The sequence below is a fragment of the Pseudomonas sp. NPDC087358 genome (assembly GCF_044900785.1).
In the GTDB taxonomy this organism is placed as follows: Bacteria; Pseudomonadota; Gammaproteobacteria; order Pseudomonadales; family Pseudomonadaceae; genus Aquipseudomonas.
This window is the reverse complement of sequence record NZ_JBJDOA010000007.1, coordinates 207,953-227,084: the sequence shown is the minus strand read 5'-3', so window position 1 is coordinate 227,084 and position 19,132 is coordinate 207,953. Positions and strand designations below refer to the sequence as shown.

At 58.1% G+C, this 19,132-nt stretch carries 20 protein-coding genes and 1 other RNA gene; 11 read left to right on the top strand and 10 right to left on the bottom strand.

All coding sequences use genetic code 11. From position 1 onward, the window contains the following. Positions 1 to 102 precede the first annotated feature (102 nt). From ACI2KS_RS18190 to ACI2KS_RS18175, 4 genes are all read left to right on the top strand, one after another. Entirely contained in the window at positions 103 to 312 is a 210-nt protein-coding gene (locus ACI2KS_RS18190) for a TIGR02449 family protein (RefSeq protein WP_062379587.1), read from the top strand. After that, the gene (locus ACI2KS_RS18185) at positions 309 to 626 is read left to right on the top strand and encodes a cell division protein ZapA (RefSeq protein ID WP_404622363.1); all 318 of its coding nucleotides are present in this window, start codon (positions 309 to 311) and stop codon (positions 624 to 626) included. Before ACI2KS_RS18190 ends, ACI2KS_RS18185 begins: the two co-directional genes overlap by 4 nt. A gap of 31 nt (positions 627 to 657) precedes the next feature. Beyond that, positions 658 to 836: non-coding RNA, 6S RNA (ssrS, locus tag ACI2KS_RS18180), on the top strand. A gap of 96 nt (positions 837 to 932) precedes the next feature. Next, positions 933 to 1,559, top strand: coding sequence for a 5-formyltetrahydrofolate cyclo-ligase (locus ACI2KS_RS18175; RefSeq protein WP_404622362.1), 627 nt, complete (start codon positions 933 to 935; stop codon positions 1,557 to 1,559). Positions 1,560 to 1,694: 135 nt separating this feature from the next. Here ACI2KS_RS18175 and ACI2KS_RS18170 read toward each other — a convergent pair whose 3' ends face one another. Next, positions 1,695 to 1,883: a hypothetical protein gene (locus tag ACI2KS_RS18170; RefSeq protein ID WP_404622522.1), complete on the bottom strand. Its 189-nt coding sequence runs from the start codon at positions 1,881 to 1,883 to the stop codon at positions 1,695 to 1,697. 156 nt (positions 1,884 to 2,039) lie between these two features. Here ACI2KS_RS18170 and ACI2KS_RS18165 point away from each other — a divergent pair, with 156 nt between their 5' ends. Then, positions 2,040 to 2,489, top strand: coding sequence for an EVE domain-containing protein (locus ACI2KS_RS18165; protein WP_404622361.1), 450 nt, complete (start codon positions 2,040 to 2,042; stop codon positions 2,487 to 2,489). Positions 2,490 to 2,649: 160 nt separating this feature from the next. Here ACI2KS_RS18165 and ACI2KS_RS18160 read toward each other — a convergent pair whose 3' ends face one another. Further along, the gene (locus tag ACI2KS_RS18160; RefSeq protein ID WP_404622360.1) at positions 2,650 to 3,057 is read right to left on the bottom strand and encodes a flagellar basal body-associated protein FliL; all 408 of its coding nucleotides are present in this window, start codon (positions 3,055 to 3,057) and stop codon (positions 2,650 to 2,652) included. Positions 3,058 to 3,192: 135 nt separating this feature from the next. Here ACI2KS_RS18160 and ACI2KS_RS18155 point away from each other — a divergent pair, with 135 nt between their 5' ends. The 4 genes from ACI2KS_RS18155 (at position 3,193) to ACI2KS_RS18140 (ending at position 7,586) form a co-directional block, all read left to right on the top strand. After that, the gene (locus ACI2KS_RS18155) at positions 3,193 to 4,170 is read left to right on the top strand and encodes an NADPH:quinone oxidoreductase family protein (RefSeq protein WP_404622359.1); all 978 of its coding nucleotides are present in this window, start codon (positions 3,193 to 3,195) and stop codon (positions 4,168 to 4,170) included. A gap of 205 nt (positions 4,171 to 4,375) precedes the next feature. Then, positions 4,376 to 6,397, top strand: a complete 2,022-nt coding sequence (locus ACI2KS_RS18150) for an S-type pyocin domain-containing protein (RefSeq protein ID WP_404622358.1) — start codon at positions 4,376 to 4,378, stop codon at positions 6,395 to 6,397. Further along, positions 6,394 to 6,654, top strand: coding sequence for a bacteriocin immunity protein (locus ACI2KS_RS18145; protein ID WP_404622357.1), 261 nt, complete (start codon positions 6,394 to 6,396; stop codon positions 6,652 to 6,654). Before ACI2KS_RS18150 ends, ACI2KS_RS18145 begins: the two co-directional genes overlap by 4 nt. A gap of 41 nt (positions 6,655 to 6,695) precedes the next feature. Continuing rightward, positions 6,696 to 7,586 (top strand): hypothetical protein, encoded by an 891-nt coding sequence (locus ACI2KS_RS18140; RefSeq protein ID WP_404622356.1) that lies wholly within the window; start codon positions 6,696 to 6,698, stop codon positions 7,584 to 7,586. A 93-nt stretch (positions 7,587 to 7,679) separates the two neighbouring features. Here the strand turns inward: ACI2KS_RS18140 and ACI2KS_RS18135 are convergent, their stop codons facing one another. After that, positions 7,680 to 8,315 (bottom strand): energy transducer TonB, encoded by a 636-nt coding sequence (locus tag ACI2KS_RS18135; RefSeq protein WP_404622355.1) that lies wholly within the window; start codon positions 8,313 to 8,315, stop codon positions 7,680 to 7,682. Beyond that, positions 8,312 to 9,070 carry a TonB family protein gene (locus ACI2KS_RS18130; RefSeq protein WP_404622354.1) on the bottom strand — a complete coding sequence of 253 codons (759 nt, stop codon included), beginning with the start codon at positions 9,068 to 9,070 and terminating at the stop codon, positions 8,312 to 8,314. Before ACI2KS_RS18130 ends, ACI2KS_RS18135 begins: the two co-directional genes overlap by 4 nt. A gap of 260 nt (positions 9,071 to 9,330) precedes the next feature. On the opposite strand from ACI2KS_RS18130, the gene glpT reads away from it, so the two are divergent. Next, positions 9,331 to 10,680, top strand: a complete 1,350-nt coding sequence (gene glpT, locus ACI2KS_RS18125; RefSeq protein ID WP_404622353.1) for a glycerol-3-phosphate transporter — start codon at positions 9,331 to 9,333, stop codon at positions 10,678 to 10,680. Between the two features lie 120 nt (positions 10,681 to 10,800). Here the strand turns inward: glpT and ACI2KS_RS18120 are convergent, their stop codons facing one another. Next, positions 10,801 to 11,475 (bottom strand): gamma-glutamylcyclotransferase, encoded by a 675-nt coding sequence (locus ACI2KS_RS18120; RefSeq protein ID WP_404622352.1) that lies wholly within the window; start codon positions 11,473 to 11,475, stop codon positions 10,801 to 10,803. Positions 11,476 to 11,879: 404 nt separating this feature from the next. Between ACI2KS_RS18120 and ACI2KS_RS18115 the strand changes: the two genes are divergently transcribed. Continuing rightward, complete coding sequence (locus ACI2KS_RS18115) at positions 11,880 to 12,305, top strand: sn-glycerol-3-phosphate transporter (RefSeq protein WP_404622510.1); 426 nt, start codon at positions 11,880 to 11,882, stop codon at positions 12,303 to 12,305. 9 nt (positions 12,306 to 12,314) lie between these two features. On the opposite strand, the gene ACI2KS_RS18110 is transcribed toward ACI2KS_RS18115, so the two are convergent. From ACI2KS_RS18110 to trxA, 5 genes are all read right to left on the bottom strand, one after another. Beyond that, positions 12,315 to 13,283 carry a CDP-6-deoxy-delta-3,4-glucoseen reductase gene (locus ACI2KS_RS18110; RefSeq protein ID WP_404622351.1) on the bottom strand — a complete coding sequence of 323 codons (969 nt, stop codon included), beginning with the start codon at positions 13,281 to 13,283 and terminating at the stop codon, positions 12,315 to 12,317. After that, positions 13,283 to 14,749: a 4-hydroxy-3-polyprenylbenzoate decarboxylase gene (gene ubiD / locus ACI2KS_RS18105; protein ID WP_404622350.1), complete on the bottom strand. Its 1,467-nt coding sequence runs from the start codon at positions 14,747 to 14,749 to the stop codon at positions 13,283 to 13,285. Before ubiD ends, ACI2KS_RS18110 begins: the two co-directional genes overlap by 1 nt. 73 nt (positions 14,750 to 14,822) lie before the next feature. Then, the gene (locus ACI2KS_RS18100; protein WP_404622349.1) at positions 14,823 to 16,787 is read right to left on the bottom strand and encodes an acyltransferase family protein; all 1,965 of its coding nucleotides are present in this window, start codon (positions 16,785 to 16,787) and stop codon (positions 14,823 to 14,825) included. 88 nt (positions 16,788 to 16,875) lie between these two features. Continuing rightward, positions 16,876 to 18,135 carry a transcription termination factor Rho gene (rho, locus tag ACI2KS_RS18095; RefSeq protein ID WP_037016529.1) on the bottom strand — a complete coding sequence of 420 codons (1,260 nt, stop codon included), beginning with the start codon at positions 18,133 to 18,135 and terminating at the stop codon, positions 16,876 to 16,878. 228 nt (positions 18,136 to 18,363) lie between these two features. Continuing rightward, on the bottom strand, positions 18,364 to 18,693 hold the full coding sequence (gene trxA / locus ACI2KS_RS18090; protein WP_081564805.1) for a thioredoxin TrxA: 330 nt from the start codon (positions 18,691 to 18,693) through the stop codon (positions 18,364 to 18,366). Positions 18,694 to 19,132 lie beyond the last annotated feature (439 nt).

Here is a 19,132-nt window from a genome sequence, read left to right as displayed (position 1 = left end):
TCGTAGCACCGGCAGACGCGCCCAAGCTATCCAGGCGAAACCCAAGGCGAATCCAGACGCCAGCTCCTGCACCACTCATCTGAAAGTAATCAGTGGAAAACAATGGAAGACAACGACCTGCAAGCGCTGATGGCCCGACTGGAGTTATTGATCAATCGTGTCGAGCAACTAAAAAGTCAAAACGGACTCCTACTAGCTCAGGAAAAAACCTGGCGCGAGGAACGCGCTCACCTCATCGAAAAGAACGAAATCGCCCGGCAGAAGGTCGAGTCAATGATTTCGCGCCTCAAGGCCCTGGAGCAAGACTCATGAGTAATGGCAACAGCATCACCGTGCAAATTCTCGACAAAGAGTATTCGATCATCTGCCCTCAGGAGGAGCGCACCAACCTGGTCAGCGCCGCGCGTTACCTGGATGGCAAGATGCGCGAGATCCGCAGCAGCGGCAAAGTCATCGGCGCGGATCGCATCGCAGTGATGGCAGCACTGAACATTACTCACGACCTGTTGCACAAACAGGAACTGCCTGAAGCCCAGGCCAGCGGTTCGACCCGAGAGCAGGTGCGCGACCTTCTGGACCGTGTGGACCTGGTCCTTGCCACGGATTCAGATAAAGCACAAGGCTGATTGTTCGGACATGATTCGTTATACTTGCCACCGCTCCCTGGAGTGCTTGCCAGTCGGTCATGTCCCTGAGCCGATACGCACAACCACGGGGGTTGCACGTTGGGGTTGGTGTGCATGTCCGCTCGACGGAAAGCCTTAAAGCCTCCTGCAATCTCCACCTTGAACTTTCGGGTTCAAGGGCTACACCGACAGCGGTTCGTCGGGGAGTCTCGAATCTACTACCCATTGCCAGGCGTCCTGTCTGGCAATGGGGATCGTGAATCGCCTGATTGCACGATCCACCCTTGAACTCATGGACTCGCCTGCATGACCTCTTCTGGCGCCGCTTCCCTGAACGATCCCTCTGCCCTTTCCCGCCCTCAATTGCGTCGCCTGTTACGCAAGGCCCGCCGTGCGCTCAATCGCGCAGAACAGCGACAAGCGGCGCAGGGTTTGTACCGACAACTGGCTCAAAACCCGCTTTTTCGCCGCGCTCGGCATATTTCTTTATATCTTCCGATGGACGGTGAAATTGACCCGCGCCTGCTCCTGCGTGAAGCTCAACGCCGCGGCAAGGCAACCTACCTGCCGGTGCTCAGCGCCTGGCCACGGACCAAGATGGTGTTCCAGCGGGTTCGGCCAGGGGAAACGTTTCGTCCTAACCGCTTTCGAATTCCCGAGCCGCTCATCTGCCCCAGGCGCCAACGCAAAATCTGGACGCTGGATCTGATCTTGATGCCCCTGGTGGGCTTCGACGACCAAGGCGGCCGATTGGGCATGGGCGGGGGGTTTTATGATCGCAGCCTGGCCTATCAGGCGCGCCGCAAAGCCTGGCAGAAACCCGTGCTGCTCGGGCTTGCCCATGAGTGTCAGAAGGTCGGGAAGCTGGCGGTGGCCAGTTGGGATGTGCCGCTGCGGGGCACGGTGTCGGACAAAGGTTGGTACATGGCGTGAGTTGCCATTACTCAATCTGAAACAACATCGATCGCTTGGATCTACCCTGTAGCATCCCGGCTTGCCGACGGTAGCGACTTTGCGGACGCCAGCGCCGGCAAGCCGGACTGCTACGGGTGCATGTGAGGCGGGGCGTTAGCGGCGAGGCTGTGGTTGCTGCTGCTGAGTGATCTCAACCGGCGCATCGGCCTTGGCGGCCCACAGACTTTGCGCGTAACCGGTGGTGACAATACCCAAGCCGAACAAAATGACCAATATCCACAGTAAATCCGGCTTGCGTCGCATTGATTGCCCCCCTTTGGCAAACCAAAACCTGGCGTTCACGGCTTGTTTCTGTAGGCCGTGTAACGGTGTAGCGCTGAAAAGCCCGGCATTCTGCGATAACGTGAACCAACACGCAAATACTGGCGCCAGCCGACTGTCGGTTTGTCATGAAACCGTAGGACAACCTGCCCAATTCCCATCAAGGAGCCGCTATAAATGGCCTATTGGCTGATGAAATCAGAGCCCGACGAGCTATCGATCACCGGATTGAAAAAGCTCGGGGAAGCGCGCTGGGACGGCGTTCGCAATTACCAGGCGCGTAACTTCTTGCGCGCCATGGCCGTCGGCGACGAGTTCTTTTTCTATCACTCCAGTTGCCCGGAACCCGGGATTGCAGGTATCGGCAAAATAATCGAAGCCGCTTTCCCTGACCCTACCGCCCTGGACGCCGAGAGCCACTACTTCGACGCCAAGGCCAGCGACGTCAAGAACCCATGGAGCGCCATTAATGTCGCCTTTGTCGAGGTTTTTCCGAACGTGCTGAGTCTAGGTCATTTGAAACAGCAGGCCGCGCTGGAACAGCTACCGCTGGTACAAAAAGGCAGCCGCCTTTCCGTCATGCCGGTGACGCCCGAGCAGTGGGCAGCTGTGCTGGCGTTACGCTGAAGATAATCCACTGCCCTTGGCGCGCTTGCCCGCGATTGCGCCGCCACGTCATTGACGGGGCACGCATGATCACCTGTAGCCGTTCGGCTTGCCGGCGGTGGCGCCATCAGAATCGCTACCGCCGGCAAGCCGCGCTGCTACAGAGGTTTGCCCGCCACACTTACTGTGCAATGAAGTTATTGAACAGCAGGTCCTCTACTACCGGCTTGCCAGTCTCTTGGGTCAGCACTTCCTGCGTCTGCTTCAACGCCTCCTGACGCAGCTTTTCCTTGGCGTCGACGTTACCCATGCTCTCGACAGTCTGTTGAGTGAACAGCGCCACCAGCTGATTGCGAATCAACGGCTCGTTCTGCTTTACCAGCTTCTGCGCTTCAGCGCCGGTGACGCGCAGCGCCACGTCAGCCTTGTAAACGTGCAGCTTGGGGCTGCCGTCCAGCGAATAGTTGCCCACGAAAGGCGGCGTCAGTGCGACGTACGAGACCTTGTTCAGGTCTTCCTTCTCGCCGCCCTCTTCGTTCGCCATCACAGGCATCGACAACGCCAACAACATCAGAATCCACGCTTTCACAGTCCACTCCTCAATCCGGTTCGCGCCATAGCTTACTAAAGCTTATGCACGCCTATCAGGCAGGGGCATGCTGATTGACCCCACAACCTCTCTACCTACACTTATCGGCCATCACTGGAAAAGGAATAGTCCCCGATGAAAGCCGTGCTCTGCAAAGCCTTCGGCCCTGCCGAAAATCTGGTGCTGGAAGACGTTCCCAGCCCCGAACCGAAGAAAAACGAAATCCTGCTGGACGTCCACGCGGCCGGGGTCAACTTCCCCGATACGCTGATCATCGAGGGCAAATATCAATTCAAGCCGCCCTTTCCGTTTTCTCCAGGCGGCGAAGCCTCAGGCGTCGTCGCGGCAGTGGGCGAGAAAGTCAGCCACCTGAAAGTCGGCGACCGGGTCATGGCCCTGACTGGCTGGGGCAGCTTCGCCGAACAGATCGCAGTAGCGGGCTACAACGTGCTGCCGATCCCTGAGGCCATGGACTTCACCACCGCCGCCGCTTTCAGCATGACCTACGGCACCTCCATGCACGCGCTCAAACAACGCGCCAACCTGCAGCCCGGCGAAACCCTGCTCGTCCTCGGCGCCTCGGGCGGCGTCGGCCTGGCTGCCGTAGAAATCGGCAAAGCCATGGGCGCCCGCGTCATCGCCGCCGCCAGCAGCGCCGACAAACTCATCGTGGCCAAAAACGCCGGCGCTGACGAACTCATCAACTACAGCGAAACCAGCCTCAAGGACGAACTCAAACGCCTGACCAACGGCAACGGCGTCGACGTCATCTACGACCCCGTCGGCGGCGACCTCTTCGACCAGGCCGTGCGCGCCATCGCCTGGAACGGCCGCCTCCTCGTCGTCGGCTTCGCAAGCGGCCGCATCCCGGAACTGCCAGTCAATCTGGCGCTATTAAAGGGCGCATCGGTAGTCGGGGTGTTCTGGGGTTCGTTTGCCCAACGCCAGCCGCAGGACAACGCGGCAAACTTTCAGCAGTTATTCACGTGGTATGGCGAAGGGAAGCTAAAACCACTGGTGTCGAAGGTTTATCCGCTGGAACAAGCGGGGGAAGCGATTGATTCATTGGGGCAGAGGAAGGCGGTTGGGAAGGTTGTTGTTGGGGTTAGGTAAGTCTAGATAATTAAAACCCTCGCAGCTTTATCAGGATTCTAATTAACGGGAAATATGAAAGCTCGCGAACGTAACCATTATCAAGTCTTTTAAAATCCTCTCACATAAAGTAACAAACCGACACTGGAAAAATATCAGTGTCGGATTGCGATAATTTAAGACGTTGTATTAGGTACTCGCCATACAGACAAAAAGGAGTAACTGTATGAGCGATAATGACGAGAAAAATATTCATGTCAGGGAGGGTCAAAAAGAACGTGACCCCTATGGATCCCCTGGCAGGGTACCGGGTTCGAAGGATGGGTGGACCATTGGGCTTGGTGGTTCTGGAGGCGGGCGTGGCGAAGGGGGGCGCCCGGGCACCCTCTCTGGCTCTAAACGAAGACGCTTACGCCTAGCCGATAAGCGTCGACGGGAACAAGAAGCCCGACAGCAAGCAGAAGCCAACATCCACGCCCAAGCTCAGGCAGCGGCTCAAGCAGCACAGGCTGCGCAAGCCCAACGTGATGCACAAGCACGCGCCGCCGCTGAAGCGCATGCCAAGGCGCAAGGTGAAGAACAGGCCCGAACTCACGCAGAAACCCAGGCCCGAGCTGCGGCCGAAGCGCAAGCAGAGCGTGAGCGCGTCCAGCTTGCTCACAACCAAACTGTGGAATCCCTTTCGAAAGCTCAGCCAGCGACAAAAGCCAGTCTCGACCGGAGTCATTCCGACGTAAAAGCGGCTTTGGCCAAGCGTCTGCAATCAGAGATTGAATCTGTAGCTCCCAGCCCCTCAAGCACGGGACAGCAACTGCTGGACGAGATTCTGCAGCAGAAAGCCCGGATCAATTACTTGATTGCCCACAAGTCTGGCTTACGTGAGCAGAACATAAAAAATGCTTATTCATTTACCGGGGCCGACCCGCTAAGTATCGATGGCGAACAGTACAGAGCCATTTTGCTATCTCGCAGTACTACCGCAGAACAAGCCCATCGCATCCATCAAGCGTGGGCGACCGCCTACGCCGATGCGCTGGAAATAATAGTACATGTTGATTCAGAACGACTCCTTTTTGAGAGGTCCGAGTCTCTTTCTAAAGCCTATGCCGAAGAGAGCTGGGCGCTGCAACACAGCTCTGTTGAGCACGAGAGACTCTCGATAAAACAGGCGTCCGAAATAAGCCGACTGTGGCAAGTGGTGGCGGGACCAAATACTTACCCACAGAACGCACCCACCGCGAAGGATATAGCCAAATCCATCGCCGAAAAGATATTCACCCAACAAGCAGCCAGAGCCTTGGGCAGAGCGCTACCACACCTCGTCTTGCTGTACCCAACGGAATTGGCCAACGGCGAATTGCCTCCCTCGATCCTCGCCACCCCCGCTTCAGAGATAGGCGTGGCCACTGACATAGACCTCGACTTCATTGCTAGCCGCAAAGGAAACGTCAACGTTACGCATCGGTTGCAACTCCAAGAAACGGATGATGATTTCAAGACAGCATGGACCGTTCCAGACGGTGTAGTCACTGGCACGAAGGTCCGAGTCAGGTCGTTTACCTATAACCCAAGCACCAAACGGTACGAGTTCGTTCGCGACGATGGTACTGCGCCGTCCCTTGTCTGGACACCAGCAGTTGCCCCGCAAAGCAGCTCAACCTTGACACCGAGTGAAGCGCCCGCGCTTGCGAAAGATCCGGGCAAGGTCGTTTCGCCGGTCACCGACCAGTTGGGGGATTGCCCGACTTACGACTTGGAAGACATTGAAGATTACATCCTGGTCTTTCCGGCAGATTCGGGTCTACCCCCCGTCTATGTCATGTTCAAAAGCCCAAGGTATTTACCTGGGGTAGTGAGTGGCAATGGTGGCGATATCGATCCAAACTGGGAACGGGCGGCCGCCCAAGGCATGGGATCACAGATACCTTCCGCGGTTGCGGATGCACTCCGTGGTAGAGAGTATTCAGAATTTCGAAGCTTGAAAAAAGCGATCTGGAGGGAAATTTCAAAACTCCCAGAAATCACTCAACATATGGATGAAATGAACATAGCGCTTATCCGGAGCGGCAAGTCTCCTATCGCTCCAAGAGGGGAGCGCAAAGGCGGTCGAATTCGGTATGAAATACATCACAAAGATCCGATTTCCAACGGAGGTAATGTCTATGGAATCGATAATCTGGTTTTCAGTACGCCAGCAAACCATGACAGCATCCACAAAATACTACGTCAACAGGAGAAATCTCAATGAGCGACTTGGTTATCCAACAAATCACAGAAGAAGATTTCCTTAAACTGGTCAAAGAAATCTGCTCGGCCGAACATATGACTGAGCGGCAGCACACCAATGCCATTTTAGAATTCGAGAGATTGTGCGAACATCCTGATGGATCCGACTTAATTTATTATCCAAAGCCATTGGCCGATAATTCACCGGCAGGCATCGTCAAAACAATCAAGGAATGGCGTGTCGAAAATGGAAAGCCTGGTTTCAAATCTGAAAAATAATGTGATCAAGTTACCAAGAACCAATATTGAGATATTTTCAAATGACCAACTATACAACCCTATTCAACCAATTGCCTCAGCGAGTTAGGCTAGAGATAGCGACACACTTGGGTTCAACCGCAGGTATGTCAGAGGTTCAGATCGCCACAAGGTATAAAGACGTTGCCTGGTGGCTGAGGTCTGTAAAACTGGCGACGCTGCCGCCAGGCTATGAATCTAATGATACACATATGGCACCGCAGGAATTCAATGGTTTGGGGCCTTCAGTCGGAGTGTCGCCGGAGCTAACGGAGGTGATAAATCATTTTATCGCTTCTGAATGTGCTTGGTATTTGGATAACTTCGTCCACCAGCTCCTCGCAGTGATAACCCGGATGCATGAGGCAGCTCGCCTGCAAGCTCAACGCCAGGCCGAGGCGGCCGCGCGTCAGCTGGCCCAACGCCAAGCAGAGGAAGCAGCTCGGCAGCTCGCCCAACGTCAGGCTGAAGAGGCAGCGCGTTTGCACGCTCAACACGTAGCTGAAGAAGCCGCCCGCCAACTGGAGCAACGTCAGGCCGAAGAGGCTGCCCGGTTAGCGGCCCGCCAACTTGCCGAGCAACAAGCCCAAGCAGCAGCTGCAGCACTTGCCCAACAAAAAGCGCGAGAAGCTGCTGTGCAGGAAGCACGTCTAGTATTGGAGCTGGCTGCGGCCGCTAACACTACACCAACCCAACAAGCACCTGTTGGAGCGGAAACTTCGTTGACCAGCGTGTCGACAGATATGCGTTCAGCTCAAACGATTTTCTTCATGCCAGGGCCGGAAGCGATGGCGGAAATTGACCGCGCGACGCTGGTCCTTAAACACGGTATTGATGCTGCGGTGGATCGATACGCTTTAGCGATCAGCCCATATCTGAACGCGCGAGAGGTGGCCGTGCGCGCCGCTCCGTAACCGGCAATGCGTCGATTGACGCAACAGGAGGAACGCAGACGGAAAGTCTGCGTTTTCCACCCCTACACAGCTTCGGACACGAATGCCGAACGCCTACAACCGCGCTCGAATGTCTTTGGGCAACGCCTCTTTGAAACGCAGCTGCGGTTGGCCCTCACACAAGGCAAGAATCGCCGGAACCCTGCTCACGAACCTGTCTCCCAACTCTGCTCGTTCGTCGTCCGACATTTTCTGACGCGTGGCAGAACGGGCAAGCAACCTGAAGGTGTGTCTGAATACATGCATATCGGACAGATCCCGGTCGGGCGACTGGGTGCGGAAATTCGCAACAGCTTCGTTGAATGTGCGGCAGCTCAACAAGCGAATCTGGTTGCGCATCCATCCCTGAGCACCCCCCCATTCTCGCGTATGGGTGAAATATATCTCCTCCCGGAACGCGATGGTCTCCGGCGCTTCGGCGCTGACTTTCCAGGGTTTCAGGCGCCATTGGGGAACTGCTCGTTCGGCGCTCCTGGCAAACTTTGGATGTGAGCTGTCGACCACTTTCACATCCGTGATGGAACCGTCCTTATGGCCATTGAGCTCGATCAAAACCGAGCCCGAGACGCCTCTTTCGTAAAGCGTGAGCGGGTATTTGGGTGCCGTCTGGAACTCGAACGCCATCGGCGGCCCCTCGGCCTGGGCCGGCCCGGCTGAAATAATTGCGGCGCACAACATCCACTTTCTCACTCGCGAATCCCTTCTGTAGTTTCGATTAGCCGTACTTGCTGCCAAGCAGCACCAGCCCACCAAGTTGGGCTCCAGCTGTAACTATTGATCGATGTCCGATTCCGCTTCACATCCACCAACAACCCACCTATTTCGCTGGGCAAGTGCGCGGCGTATCTGCTGTCCGGCTTGCTTTTGCAGCTGGAGACGACCTGCGGGACCGACCTTTCGAGCAGTGTCAGCAAAGCCTTGCGCTGGTTTTCGTCCGGCACTCGCAGCGCGGCGTAATCGCTTTCTAGAAACTCGGCTGTGTACCAGAACAGATCGACTTTACTTAACGGCGCTTTGGGAAAGTCACGTTTGCTCATACGCACCTCGTAGTTGAGATAAGCGCAGAGAGCGTTGTTCAGTCCCAGGGAGAGTTCGCTGGAAAAAGGCTCGATACCCTGAGCACCAAACAGAATCAGCAACGGGAACTCGATTTTTGCGGGTCCGTCTGGCTGATCGTCCCAAGGCCTGAAGCGCCATTGCACGACCGCGCGCTGAACCGCGATCAAGAGATCGGGGTGGCTGCTTTCACGCACATTGGCGCTCTGGACACTGCCCGATGGCCCGATAGTGAGATGCACACGAACCTTGCCCGTGTACCGCGCCTCGACGAGCGCCGGCGGATATTCAGGCGCTGGCGTGAAGATGGGTGCCAGCCTGTATTCGCTGGCCCAGCCGTGCAGCGATAACAACAGCAGGAAGATAAACGCGTAGATCCTCACAAACACCCTCGGCACCGAACGCCACAGCTTGGAAGGGGGCGATGCTACGACCTGATACCCGCGGCCGTAAGGTGACCAATTCCTGTTAACAGGTAGGACCGATCCTAAAGATCGAACATCGAGATACACATTCAAGCCATGTTCGTAATCCAACACCGCAAAACGAACAAAACCTATAGATTTGCTGGTGAGAACCCTTCCTATTTTCTGTAACGAAAATGTAATATTCGGATTCGCATAAGAATATAAAAACTGTGGAGTGTTCGATGTTTGCCTTTTTCCGTCCTGCCGCGCACCAGGCCCCGCTGCCTGCAGAGCGCGTCGATAGCACCTACCGCCGCCTGCGCTGGCAGATATTTGCCGGTATTTTCTTTGGCTACGCGGGGTACTACCTGCTGCGCAAGAACTTCTCGCTGGCCATGCCTTACCTGATCGACCAGGGCTACACACGTGGTGAGTTGGGTGTGGCGATCTCGGCGATCGCCATTGCCTATGGCCTTTCGAAGTTCCTCATGGGGCTGGTTTCAGATCGCTCCAATCCGCGTTATTTCCTTCCGTTTGGCTTGCTGGTGTCGGCGGCGACCATGTTCGTGTTCGGTTTCGCGCCCTGGGCGACGTCCAGCGTCACCATCATGTTTATCCTGCTGTTCATCAACGGCTGGGCGCAGGGCATGGGCTGGCCGCCGAGCGGGCGGACGATGGTGCATTGGTGGTCGCAGAAGGAACGTGGCGGCGTGGTGTCGGTATGGAACGTGGCGCATAACGTCGGCGGCGGTCTGATCGGTCCGTTGTTCCTGCTGGGGCTTGGCTGGACCAACGACTGGCATGCGGCTTTTTATGTGCCTGCCGCAGTCGCTCTGTTCGTTGCCTTGTTCGCCTTCATCATGATGCGCGATACGCCGCAGTCGGTCGGCCTGCCACCGGTTGAGGAGTACAAGAACGACTATCCGGAAGGCTACGACGCAAGCCACGAAGAAGAATTCAGCGCCAAGGAAATCTTCGTCAAATACGTGCTGCGCAACAAGATGCTCTGGTACATCGCATTGGCGAACGTCTTCGTTTACCTGCTGCGTTATGGCGTGCTGGATTGGGCGCCGACCTACCTGAAAGAAGCCAAGCACTTCACTGTGGACACCACCTCATGGGCGTATTTCTTCTATGAGTGGGCGGGCATTCCCGGCACCCTGTTGTGCGGCTGGATGTCGGACAAGATTTTCCGCGGCAACCGTGGCCTGACCGGGATCGTGTTCATGGCGCTGGTCACCGTGGCGACGCTGGTGTACTGGCTCAACCCGCCGGGCAACCCGACGGTGGACATGATCGCGCTGATCTCCATCGGCTTCCTGATTTACGGCCCGGTGATGCTGGTGGGTCTGCAGGCGCTCGAACTGGCGCCCAAGAAAGCGGCAGGGACTGCGGCGGGCTTTACTGGCCTGTTCGGTTATCTGGGCGGCTCGGTCGCGGCCAGTGCGCTGATGGGCTACACCGTGGACCATTTTGGCTGGGATGGCGGTTTCGTGATTCTGGTTGCAGCGTGCGTGCTCTCGATCGTGTTTTTGGCACCGACGTTGCGGCACACGCAGGTCGCCAGTCAGTCCCGCGAGGCGGTTGCATAAGCATTATCCGATGACCCGGCGGTGGCGATTGACTCGCCATCCTGTTTCTCCCCCAGGGGCGCAGCGCAGCAAGCTGTGCCCTCACGGCCTGCATCCGCAATCAAAGGCAGGTAAGACTCTTCATACCGCGAGCAATATCGGCCTGCACCGTTTGAACCGCTCCTCCAGGCTCAGATCCGGCATGGCGTGGTTGCGCAGGGCGTGGATGGTCTGTTCGACATATTCGCGCGTGGTGCCGTAGCGGCCGCTGGCGCTGGCAAGTACCTGGGTCAGCACGCTGTCAGGCAGATTGCCGGCATAGCTGGGCAGATGGCGTTCCAGCACAAAACCCAGCGCTTGCACTTTGGTCCCGTCCTCAAGTCGGCAATTAAGCCAGTGCGGGCGATAAGACGGGTACGGCATTTCTCGCTGCCACAGGGCCAGCAACGACTCTTCGATGTTCTCCTCAGGCAGGCGATAGGCGAAGCCACTGCATGAGCCTCCCCGGTCCAGACCGAACACCAGCCCCGGTTGCTCCGGCGTGCCGCGATGCTCGTGGGACCACAGGTACAAGCCGCGGTGATAACCATGCACCCTGCCACGCTGACGCTCCACTGCGGAGCACTCCGGGCGCCATATCAATGAACCGTATGCAAACAGCCAGACCGGCCCACCCTCGTGACGAGAGAGGGTGGCGTGCATGGAAGCAAGAAGTTGCTCGCGGGTAAGCTTGGGCCCCAAATCGATGACTGGCGGATAAGTCAGGCCCAGGCCGTCGTGTACGGCCACCACCAAATTGTTGATTTGATTACCCATCTGACTTCCTTCTGACCCGATTCAGGCCAGCGCAACGCTGAGAACATTTGAAACCGGTGATGAACGCTTGCAGATGTCGCTCACAACCTCATGGCTATCAGACTCCACCATGACGGCATCCGTCACGCCAGGAAACCCGCATTGCTGATTTATCCGATGCAATTAGCACTCCATCGGCCGCGCCGCCCGGCAGAGTGCGGTGTGCAGGGCAGCGACCATTTGTCGGCTGGAGAAATAGGCGTTTTCCTACAATAACTGAGGAATCTTCAACTTTATGAGGAGAGGGTCTATTACGTATAAGTCCGCCGGCTGCCGCCAGTTGTGCGCAGATCAGCAGATGAGAACGCAAAGTGAGCACATTTCGAACAGTTATCACCGTGGCATTCTGTGCCGCCCTCGCCTGCATTGCCCGGCCTGCCCAGAGCAACGAGCAAGACGCCTTCTGGCAGGTGCAGACCAGCGCCTATACCCGGCACTTTTCTTCATCCCCGGAACACAACAATCGGCAAAACCTGCTGGGACTGGAGCGCAACGAAGCGTCAGGCTGGCTCTACGGTGCCGCCACCTTTCGCAATTCGTTTGATCAACAGTCGGTCTACGCCTATGCAGGCAAGCGATTTGAAAGTGCCGACTACCCGGTATACGCCAAGCTCAGCGGCGGGCTGCTTTACGGATACAAAGGCCAGTACCGCAACAAGATCCCTCTCAACCACTTTGGCGTCGCGCCCGCGTTCATTCCGGGCGTGGGGGTCAGGCTGGGCGCTGTGAGCGTAGAGGTGGTGCTGCTGGGAGCGTCCGCCGCGATGGCGAACGTGGGGCTCAGGTTCTAGTCCCGCGCCTCAGGAACGAGGCGCATAGGCAAACACATCGGCGCGCATCTGCCGGGCATCCATACCCGCCATTACCAACGCATCAAGCGTGGAATAGACCATCGCGGGCGACCCACTGGCATAGACCTCAATCGACTTCAGGTCGGCGAAGTCCTCGCAAACGGCCTCATGCAACATGCCGCAGCGCCCTTCCCATCCGCACAGGTCGCTGACGATCTTGTGCAGGTGCAGGTTGGGCAAGGCTTTCCACTCGTCCCAATGCTTGAGCTCATAGAAGTCCTCCGGCCGGCGCACACCCCAGTACACGTGCACTGGATACGGAAAGCCCTTGGAGCGACAGTGCTCGATAAGGCTGTGCATCTGCCCCATGCCCGTACCTGCAGCGATCAGCACCAACGGACCATCGGGAAGCTCGCCCAGATGGGTATCGCCAAATGGCAATTCGACCCGGGCCATGCCGTCACGCTGCAGCTGTTTGATCAGATTCTGCGCACTGGCCTCGCGCGCCAGCACATGGAATTCCAGGTCGCGGCCACTCTCGGGCGCCGAGGCCATGGAAAAGGCCGACTTCTCACCGTCATCGCGGGCGATCATCAGGTACTGGCCGGCATGATATCGCGGCGGTTTGCCGGCAGGCGCGCGCAGCATCACCCGCCAGACATCGCCGCCGACCTCAACGCACTCGGTCACCTGACAGGCGAAGCTGCGCACTGGCAACTCGCCCAGGGGCAACACGCTGTCCCACAACACGACGCAATCTTGCTGCGGTACGGCCAGGCACGTGTAGATTTCGCCGTGCCCCAGCAGCTCACCGGACTGCGCGACACTGCCCTCAACCAGCAGCGCCGAGCAGATGTGGCAGTTGCCGTTGCGACAGCTCTGAGGGCATTCGTAGCCCAGTCGTTGGGCGGCGTCGAGGATCCGCTCGCCCGGCAATGTCTCAAGTACTGCACCGGAAGGCTGCAAGGTTACGCGCATCAATCTATTCCCAGCTGATTCCAGATATCGTCGATCCGGCGAGTGACGGCTTCGTCCTTGACGATGACCCTTCCCCATTCACGGGTAGTCTCGCCCGGCCATTTATGCGTGGCATCTAGTCCCATCTTCGACCCCAGGCCGGAAACCGGCGAGGCGAAGTCGAGGTAGTCGATCGGCGTGTTGTCGATCATCACCGTATCGCGTTTGGGGTCCATGCGCGTGGTGATCGCCCAGATCACGTCGTTCCAGTCCCGGGCGTTAATGTCGTCATCGGTAACGATAACGAATTTGGTGTACATGAACTGTCGCAAAAACGACCAGACACCGAGCATCACGCGCTTGGCATGGCCCGGGTACTGCTTCTTCATGGTCACGATAGCCATGCGGTACGAACAACCTTCCGGCGGCAGGTAGAAATCGGTGATCTCGGGAAACTGCTTCTGCAGGATCGGCACGAACACCTCGTTCAGTGCCACGCCGAGGATCGCCGGCTCATCCGGTGGACGGCCGGTGTAGGTGCTGTGATAGATCGGCTTGATGCGATGGGTGATGCGCTCCACGGTGAACACCGGGAAGCTGTCGACCTCGTTGTAGTAGCCGGTGTGGTCGCCGTACGGACCTTCGTCGGCCATTTCACCGGGGTGAATCACGCCCTCCAGCACAATCTCCGCGCTGGCCGGCACTTGCAGATCATTGCCCCGGCACTTGATCAGCTCGGTGCGATTGCCGCGCAACAGTCCGGCGAAAGCATATTCAGAGAGGCTGTCAGGCACCGGTGTGACGGCGCCGAGGATGGTCGCCGGATCAGCGCCCAGGGCCACCGAAACAGGGAAAGGCTGCCCAGGATGCCTGGCGCACCACTCCTTGAAGTCCAGCGCGCCGCCGCGATGGCTCAGCCAGCGCATGATGACTTTATTGCGGCCAATCACCTGTTGCCTGTAGATACCCAGGTTCTGGCGTTCTTTGTTCGGCCCTTTGGTAACCGTCAGGCCCCAGGTGATCAGCGGACCGACATCGCCCGGCCAGCAGGTCTGCACTGGCAGCATGCCAAGATCGACGTCGTCGCCCTCAATGACCACTTCCTGGCAAGGCGCGTCCTTGACGACTTTCGGCGCCATCGCGATGACTTTCCTGAAGATCGGCAGCTTCGACCAGGCGTCTTTGAGGCCCTTCGGTGGCTCGGGCTCCTTGAGAAACGCCAGCAGTTTGCCAATCTCGCGCAGCTCACTGGTGGACTCGGCGCCCATGCCCATGGCCACCCGCTCAGGCGTGCCGAACAGGTTACCGAGCACCGGGATGTCGTAGCCGGTCGGGTTCTCGAACAGCAGTGCCGGCCCCTTGTTGCGAAGGGTCCGGTCGCAGACTTCAGTCATCTCCAGCACTGGGGAGACGGGTACCTGGATGCGTTTCAACTCTCCGCGCTGCTCAAGCTGCTGCACGAAATCCCGTAGATCCTTGAATTTCATTAACCCGGCCACTTAACAAATAGATGCACATCCTACCTGCTCTGGCCGCCGACAGCAGCAGCCGCAGGCGTAATCATCCGCCTCGAGCGGTGCTTTCACTGAGGAAGACTGGCGCCAGCAAAGGCTGCATGCGCTCGCCACCGGTGTCCGACAGATGATTTTCATCCATGTACTGGGAATGGCCGTCGAATTCGGCCCGGCAGATGCCGCCCGGGCACATCAGCGGGGTGGGATCGAGAATGCGGACCTGCGGATCTTGCTGGCTTAGCTGGCTGAACAATGAATCGAGAAACCGCTGACGGTCCAGATGTTCGGCGATAGGCCGACCCAGTCGTTCGGCCGATCGTCCCACCATCGCCAGGCTGGCCAGACGCGCAACGGTGCCCTGGCGCTGCAGCGGCACCTCCTTGAAGATCCAGACCCGCGCACCCGTTTCACGCAGGCTGTGCACCATTGCGCTCAGGTCCTTGGCCACTTCCTGCTCGGCCACCGGGCGGCTGTCGTTGCGATACAGGACATGCTGCCTGTCGCCGTCCTCTTCGCCGTACAGGTACAGGCTCCAGCGTGCTGCCAGCACCACGTCACGAATCTTGTGCGTGCGAATGGACTGGAGGGTGGCTTGATTGAAATCCTGACACTGCTGACGGGTTTCATGCCCCAGAATCGGCAAGCAACCAGACAGGCTCGCCAGCCATACCGGAACGTCATAGCGGGCGGCATCCGCCTCAATTGCCGGAAGCAGCGCCGCGGCATGACTGTCACCCCAGACCAGTTGCACAGGCGGCGTCTGCTGATCACCGCCAAAGCGGCAGACTCGGGTCAGATCCTTACTGTCGCGCTGCTGCAGGCATTCCATCTGTCCACGCTGCCAATGCCGCGCCTCGGCATATTGCCGGGCCTGACCCGACAACCGCCCCGGTGCGCCATCGCCGTCGCGAACCAACTGCCCGGCCGCGCCGAGAATGAGCAACGTCGCCAGCCCGGCGAACAGCACCGGCTTGCGCCCAGCCAGCAGACGTTTTTCCCGGAAAGGCAGTTCAACCAGGCGCCAGCTCAGCCAGGCCAGCACCAGACTGAAGGCGACCCATCCGCCAGCCTCAAATGCCTGCATGCCATCGACCGACACCGCGTTGGCGTAGACGAATACCGGCCAGTGCCAGAGGTACCACGAATAGGAAATCAGGCCCGCGCCGACCATCAGCCGCAGGCTCAACAGCCGCCCGACCAGCGTCTGGCCATGACCGCCCGCCCAGATCATGGCTGTCGCACCCAACACCGGCAGCAACGCCGCCCAGCCCGGGAACGGCGTGTATTTGTCGAAACCGAAAATGGCGTACAGCACCGCCAGAAGCCCGGCCAACGCGGCACCCTGATACACCCAGGGCGACAGCTTGCGGGCAGAGGCAGGTATCACCGCGAGCATCGCCCCGCACAATAGCTCCCAGGCGCGCATCGGCAAGAGGAAAAACGCCGCATCGGGTTCACGCTTGATGACCCAGACGTTCAGCGCAAATGACACCAGCAGCAGACCGAACAGCATCCAGCGCCAATGCCGTAAAAACCGGGTCAACAGCACCATCAGCAACGGGAACAGGATGTAGTACTGCTCCTCGACCGACAGTGACCAGGTGTGCAGCAACGGTTTGAAATCGGAGGCCGGGTTGAAATAACCGTCCTGGCGCATGAACAGGATGTTGGAGACGAACATCGCCTGATAACGCACTGCCCGGCCCAGCTGCGAATAGTCGTTGGCCGGCATCAGCAGCCAGCCCACCAGCAGCGTGGCGAGCATCATGACGCTCAGTGCCGGAATGATGCGACGGGCACGGCGCGCCCAAAAATCGACAAAGCTGAAGCGTGCGGCGCTGATCTCTCGATGAATGATCGAGGTGATGAGGAAGCCGGAAATGACGAAGAACACATCGACGCCGATGAAGCCACCGCTGAACGCGCCGAACCCGAAGTGGTACAGCACCACCGGAATAACCGCCAGCGCCCGCAGCCCATCGATGTCGCGACGATTGCCAAACGTATGCATGACGCTCCTTGTCCGCGTTGTATGCCGAAAAAAAGTCAAAAAAATGGTGCCCCAAAGGGACACCACTTTTCTACAGCCGTTCAGCGCGTTACTTGCGCTTCATCGACAGGAAGAACTCATCGTTGGTCTTGGTCTGTTTCAGCTTGTCGATCAAGAACTCGATGGCAGCAACTTCATCCATCGGATGCAGCAGCTTGCGCAGAATCCACATGCGTTGCAGCTCGTCGTCGGCGGTCAGCAACTCTTCGCGGCGGGTACCGGAGCGGTTGATGTTGATGGCCGGGAACACGCGCTTTTCGGCGATCTTGCGATCCAGAGGCAGTTCCATGTTGCCGGTGCCTTTGAATTCTTCGTAGATCACTTCGTCCATCTTCGAGCCGGTTTCAACCAGCGCGGTAGCGATGATGGTCAGCGAGCCGCCTTCTTCGATGTTACGAGCCGCACCGAAGAAGCGCTTTGGTTTTTCCAGCGCGTGGGCGTCGACACCACCGGTCAATACCTTGCCGGAGCTCGGGATGACGGTGTTATAGGCGCGGGCCAGACGGGTAATGGAGTCGAGCAGGATGACCACGTCTTTCTTGTGCTCGACCAGGCGCTTGGCCTTCTCGATCACCATTTCGGCGACCTGCACGTGACGGGTGGGTGGCTCATCGAAGGTGGAGGCAACCACTTCGCCGCGCACGGTGCGCTGCATTTCGGTTACTTCTTCCGGACGCTCATCGATCAACAGAACGATCAGATGGACTTCAGGGTTGTTGCGAGTGATGTTCGACGCGATGTTCTGCAACATGATGGTCTTGCCCGCCTTCGGCGGCGCAACGATCAGACCACGTTGACCTTTGCCGATCGGAGCACACAGGTCGATGACACGGCCGGTGAGGTCTTCGGTGGAGCCGTTACCGGCTTCCATCTTCATGCGGATGGTGGGGAACAGCGGCGTCAGGTTTTCGAACAGAATTTTGTTCTTCGCGTTTTCTGGACGGTCGAAGTTGATGGTGTCGACCTTGAGCAGTGCGAAGTAACGCTCGCCTTCCTTCGGTGGACGGATCTTGCCGACAATGGTGTCGCCCGTGCGAAGGTTGAAGCGGCGGATCTGGCTCGGCGAGACGTAGATGTCGTCCGGGCCGGCGAGGTAAGAGGCGTCTGCAGAGCGGAGGAAGCCGAAGCCATCCTGGAGGATCTCCAGCACGCCATCACCCGAGATTTCCTCGCCGCTTTTAGCGTGCTTTTTCAGCAGGGAGAAGATCACATCCTGCTTGCGCGAACGGGCCATATTTTCTATGCCCATCTGTTCGGCCATTTCGAGCAGATCGGTAATAGGCTTTTGCTTGAGTTCAGTCAGGTTCATATAGGAATGACGTAATCATGTATGGAGGGGGAAATTAAGCTTTTGGCTTAATGAGGCCGCGCCGCAGAGAAGGCGACAGGATCGCGTACAAATCGAAAGGAGAGCGTCGGCGACGGCTAGCAGGGGGCAACGGAGAAACCGTTGCGGGGCCGAATGTACCACTGGATTTTCCAAGCGTCTAGTGCAACGCCAGAAAAAAGCCCCGCTATTTGCGGGGCTTTTGCGCCATCAGATGTTGGCGTCGAGAAACGCTTGCAGCTGAGACTTGGACAGAGCGCCGACCTTGGTCGCCGCCACTTCACCGTCCTTGAACAGCATCAGGGTCGGAATACCGCGCACGCCATGCTTGGCCGGGGTTTCCTGGTTTTCGTCGATGTTCAGCTTGGCAATGGTCAGCTTGCCTTCGTAGGTACCGGCGATATCGTCCAGAACCGGGGCGATCATCTTGCACGGGCCGCACCATTCAGCCCAGTAATCCACCAGCACAGGACCGCTAGCCTTCAGGACATCGGCTTCGAAGCTCGCGTCGCTGACGTGTTTGATAAGGTCGCTACTCATGAGATTTCTCCGAGGTCATAGGCAAAAAAACGTGGACCATCATAACTGTGTCACGCCGCGACAGGAAGGCGAAGGCGATTGTCTCTTGCTATGGAGTTTGATGGCTATGTTTATCGAAGTGACTTTGGCCCTGGCGTCGTCTCGTTCTGGCGGCAGGCCGTGGGAGCCCTGCTTGCAGGCGATCTGGCGCGAAGCGGTAGCAAACACTGCCGCCGCGATGTACCTGATGCTTAACTGCCGCCGGGTTTATTGCCGGTCCCCGGCAAATCGCTGGCAAGCCAGGCTCCCACGGCCTTCGGCCAGAATCAAAAGCGGGCGGCGCAACAGATGCCGATCACTTCTACCCGCAGCCCGTCAGAGGTCGACTGCTTCTGCCCGAAGGGCGTGGGAGTTCGGCTTGCCAACGATCTGGCGCGAAGCGCCAGCAAACCCTGTGAAC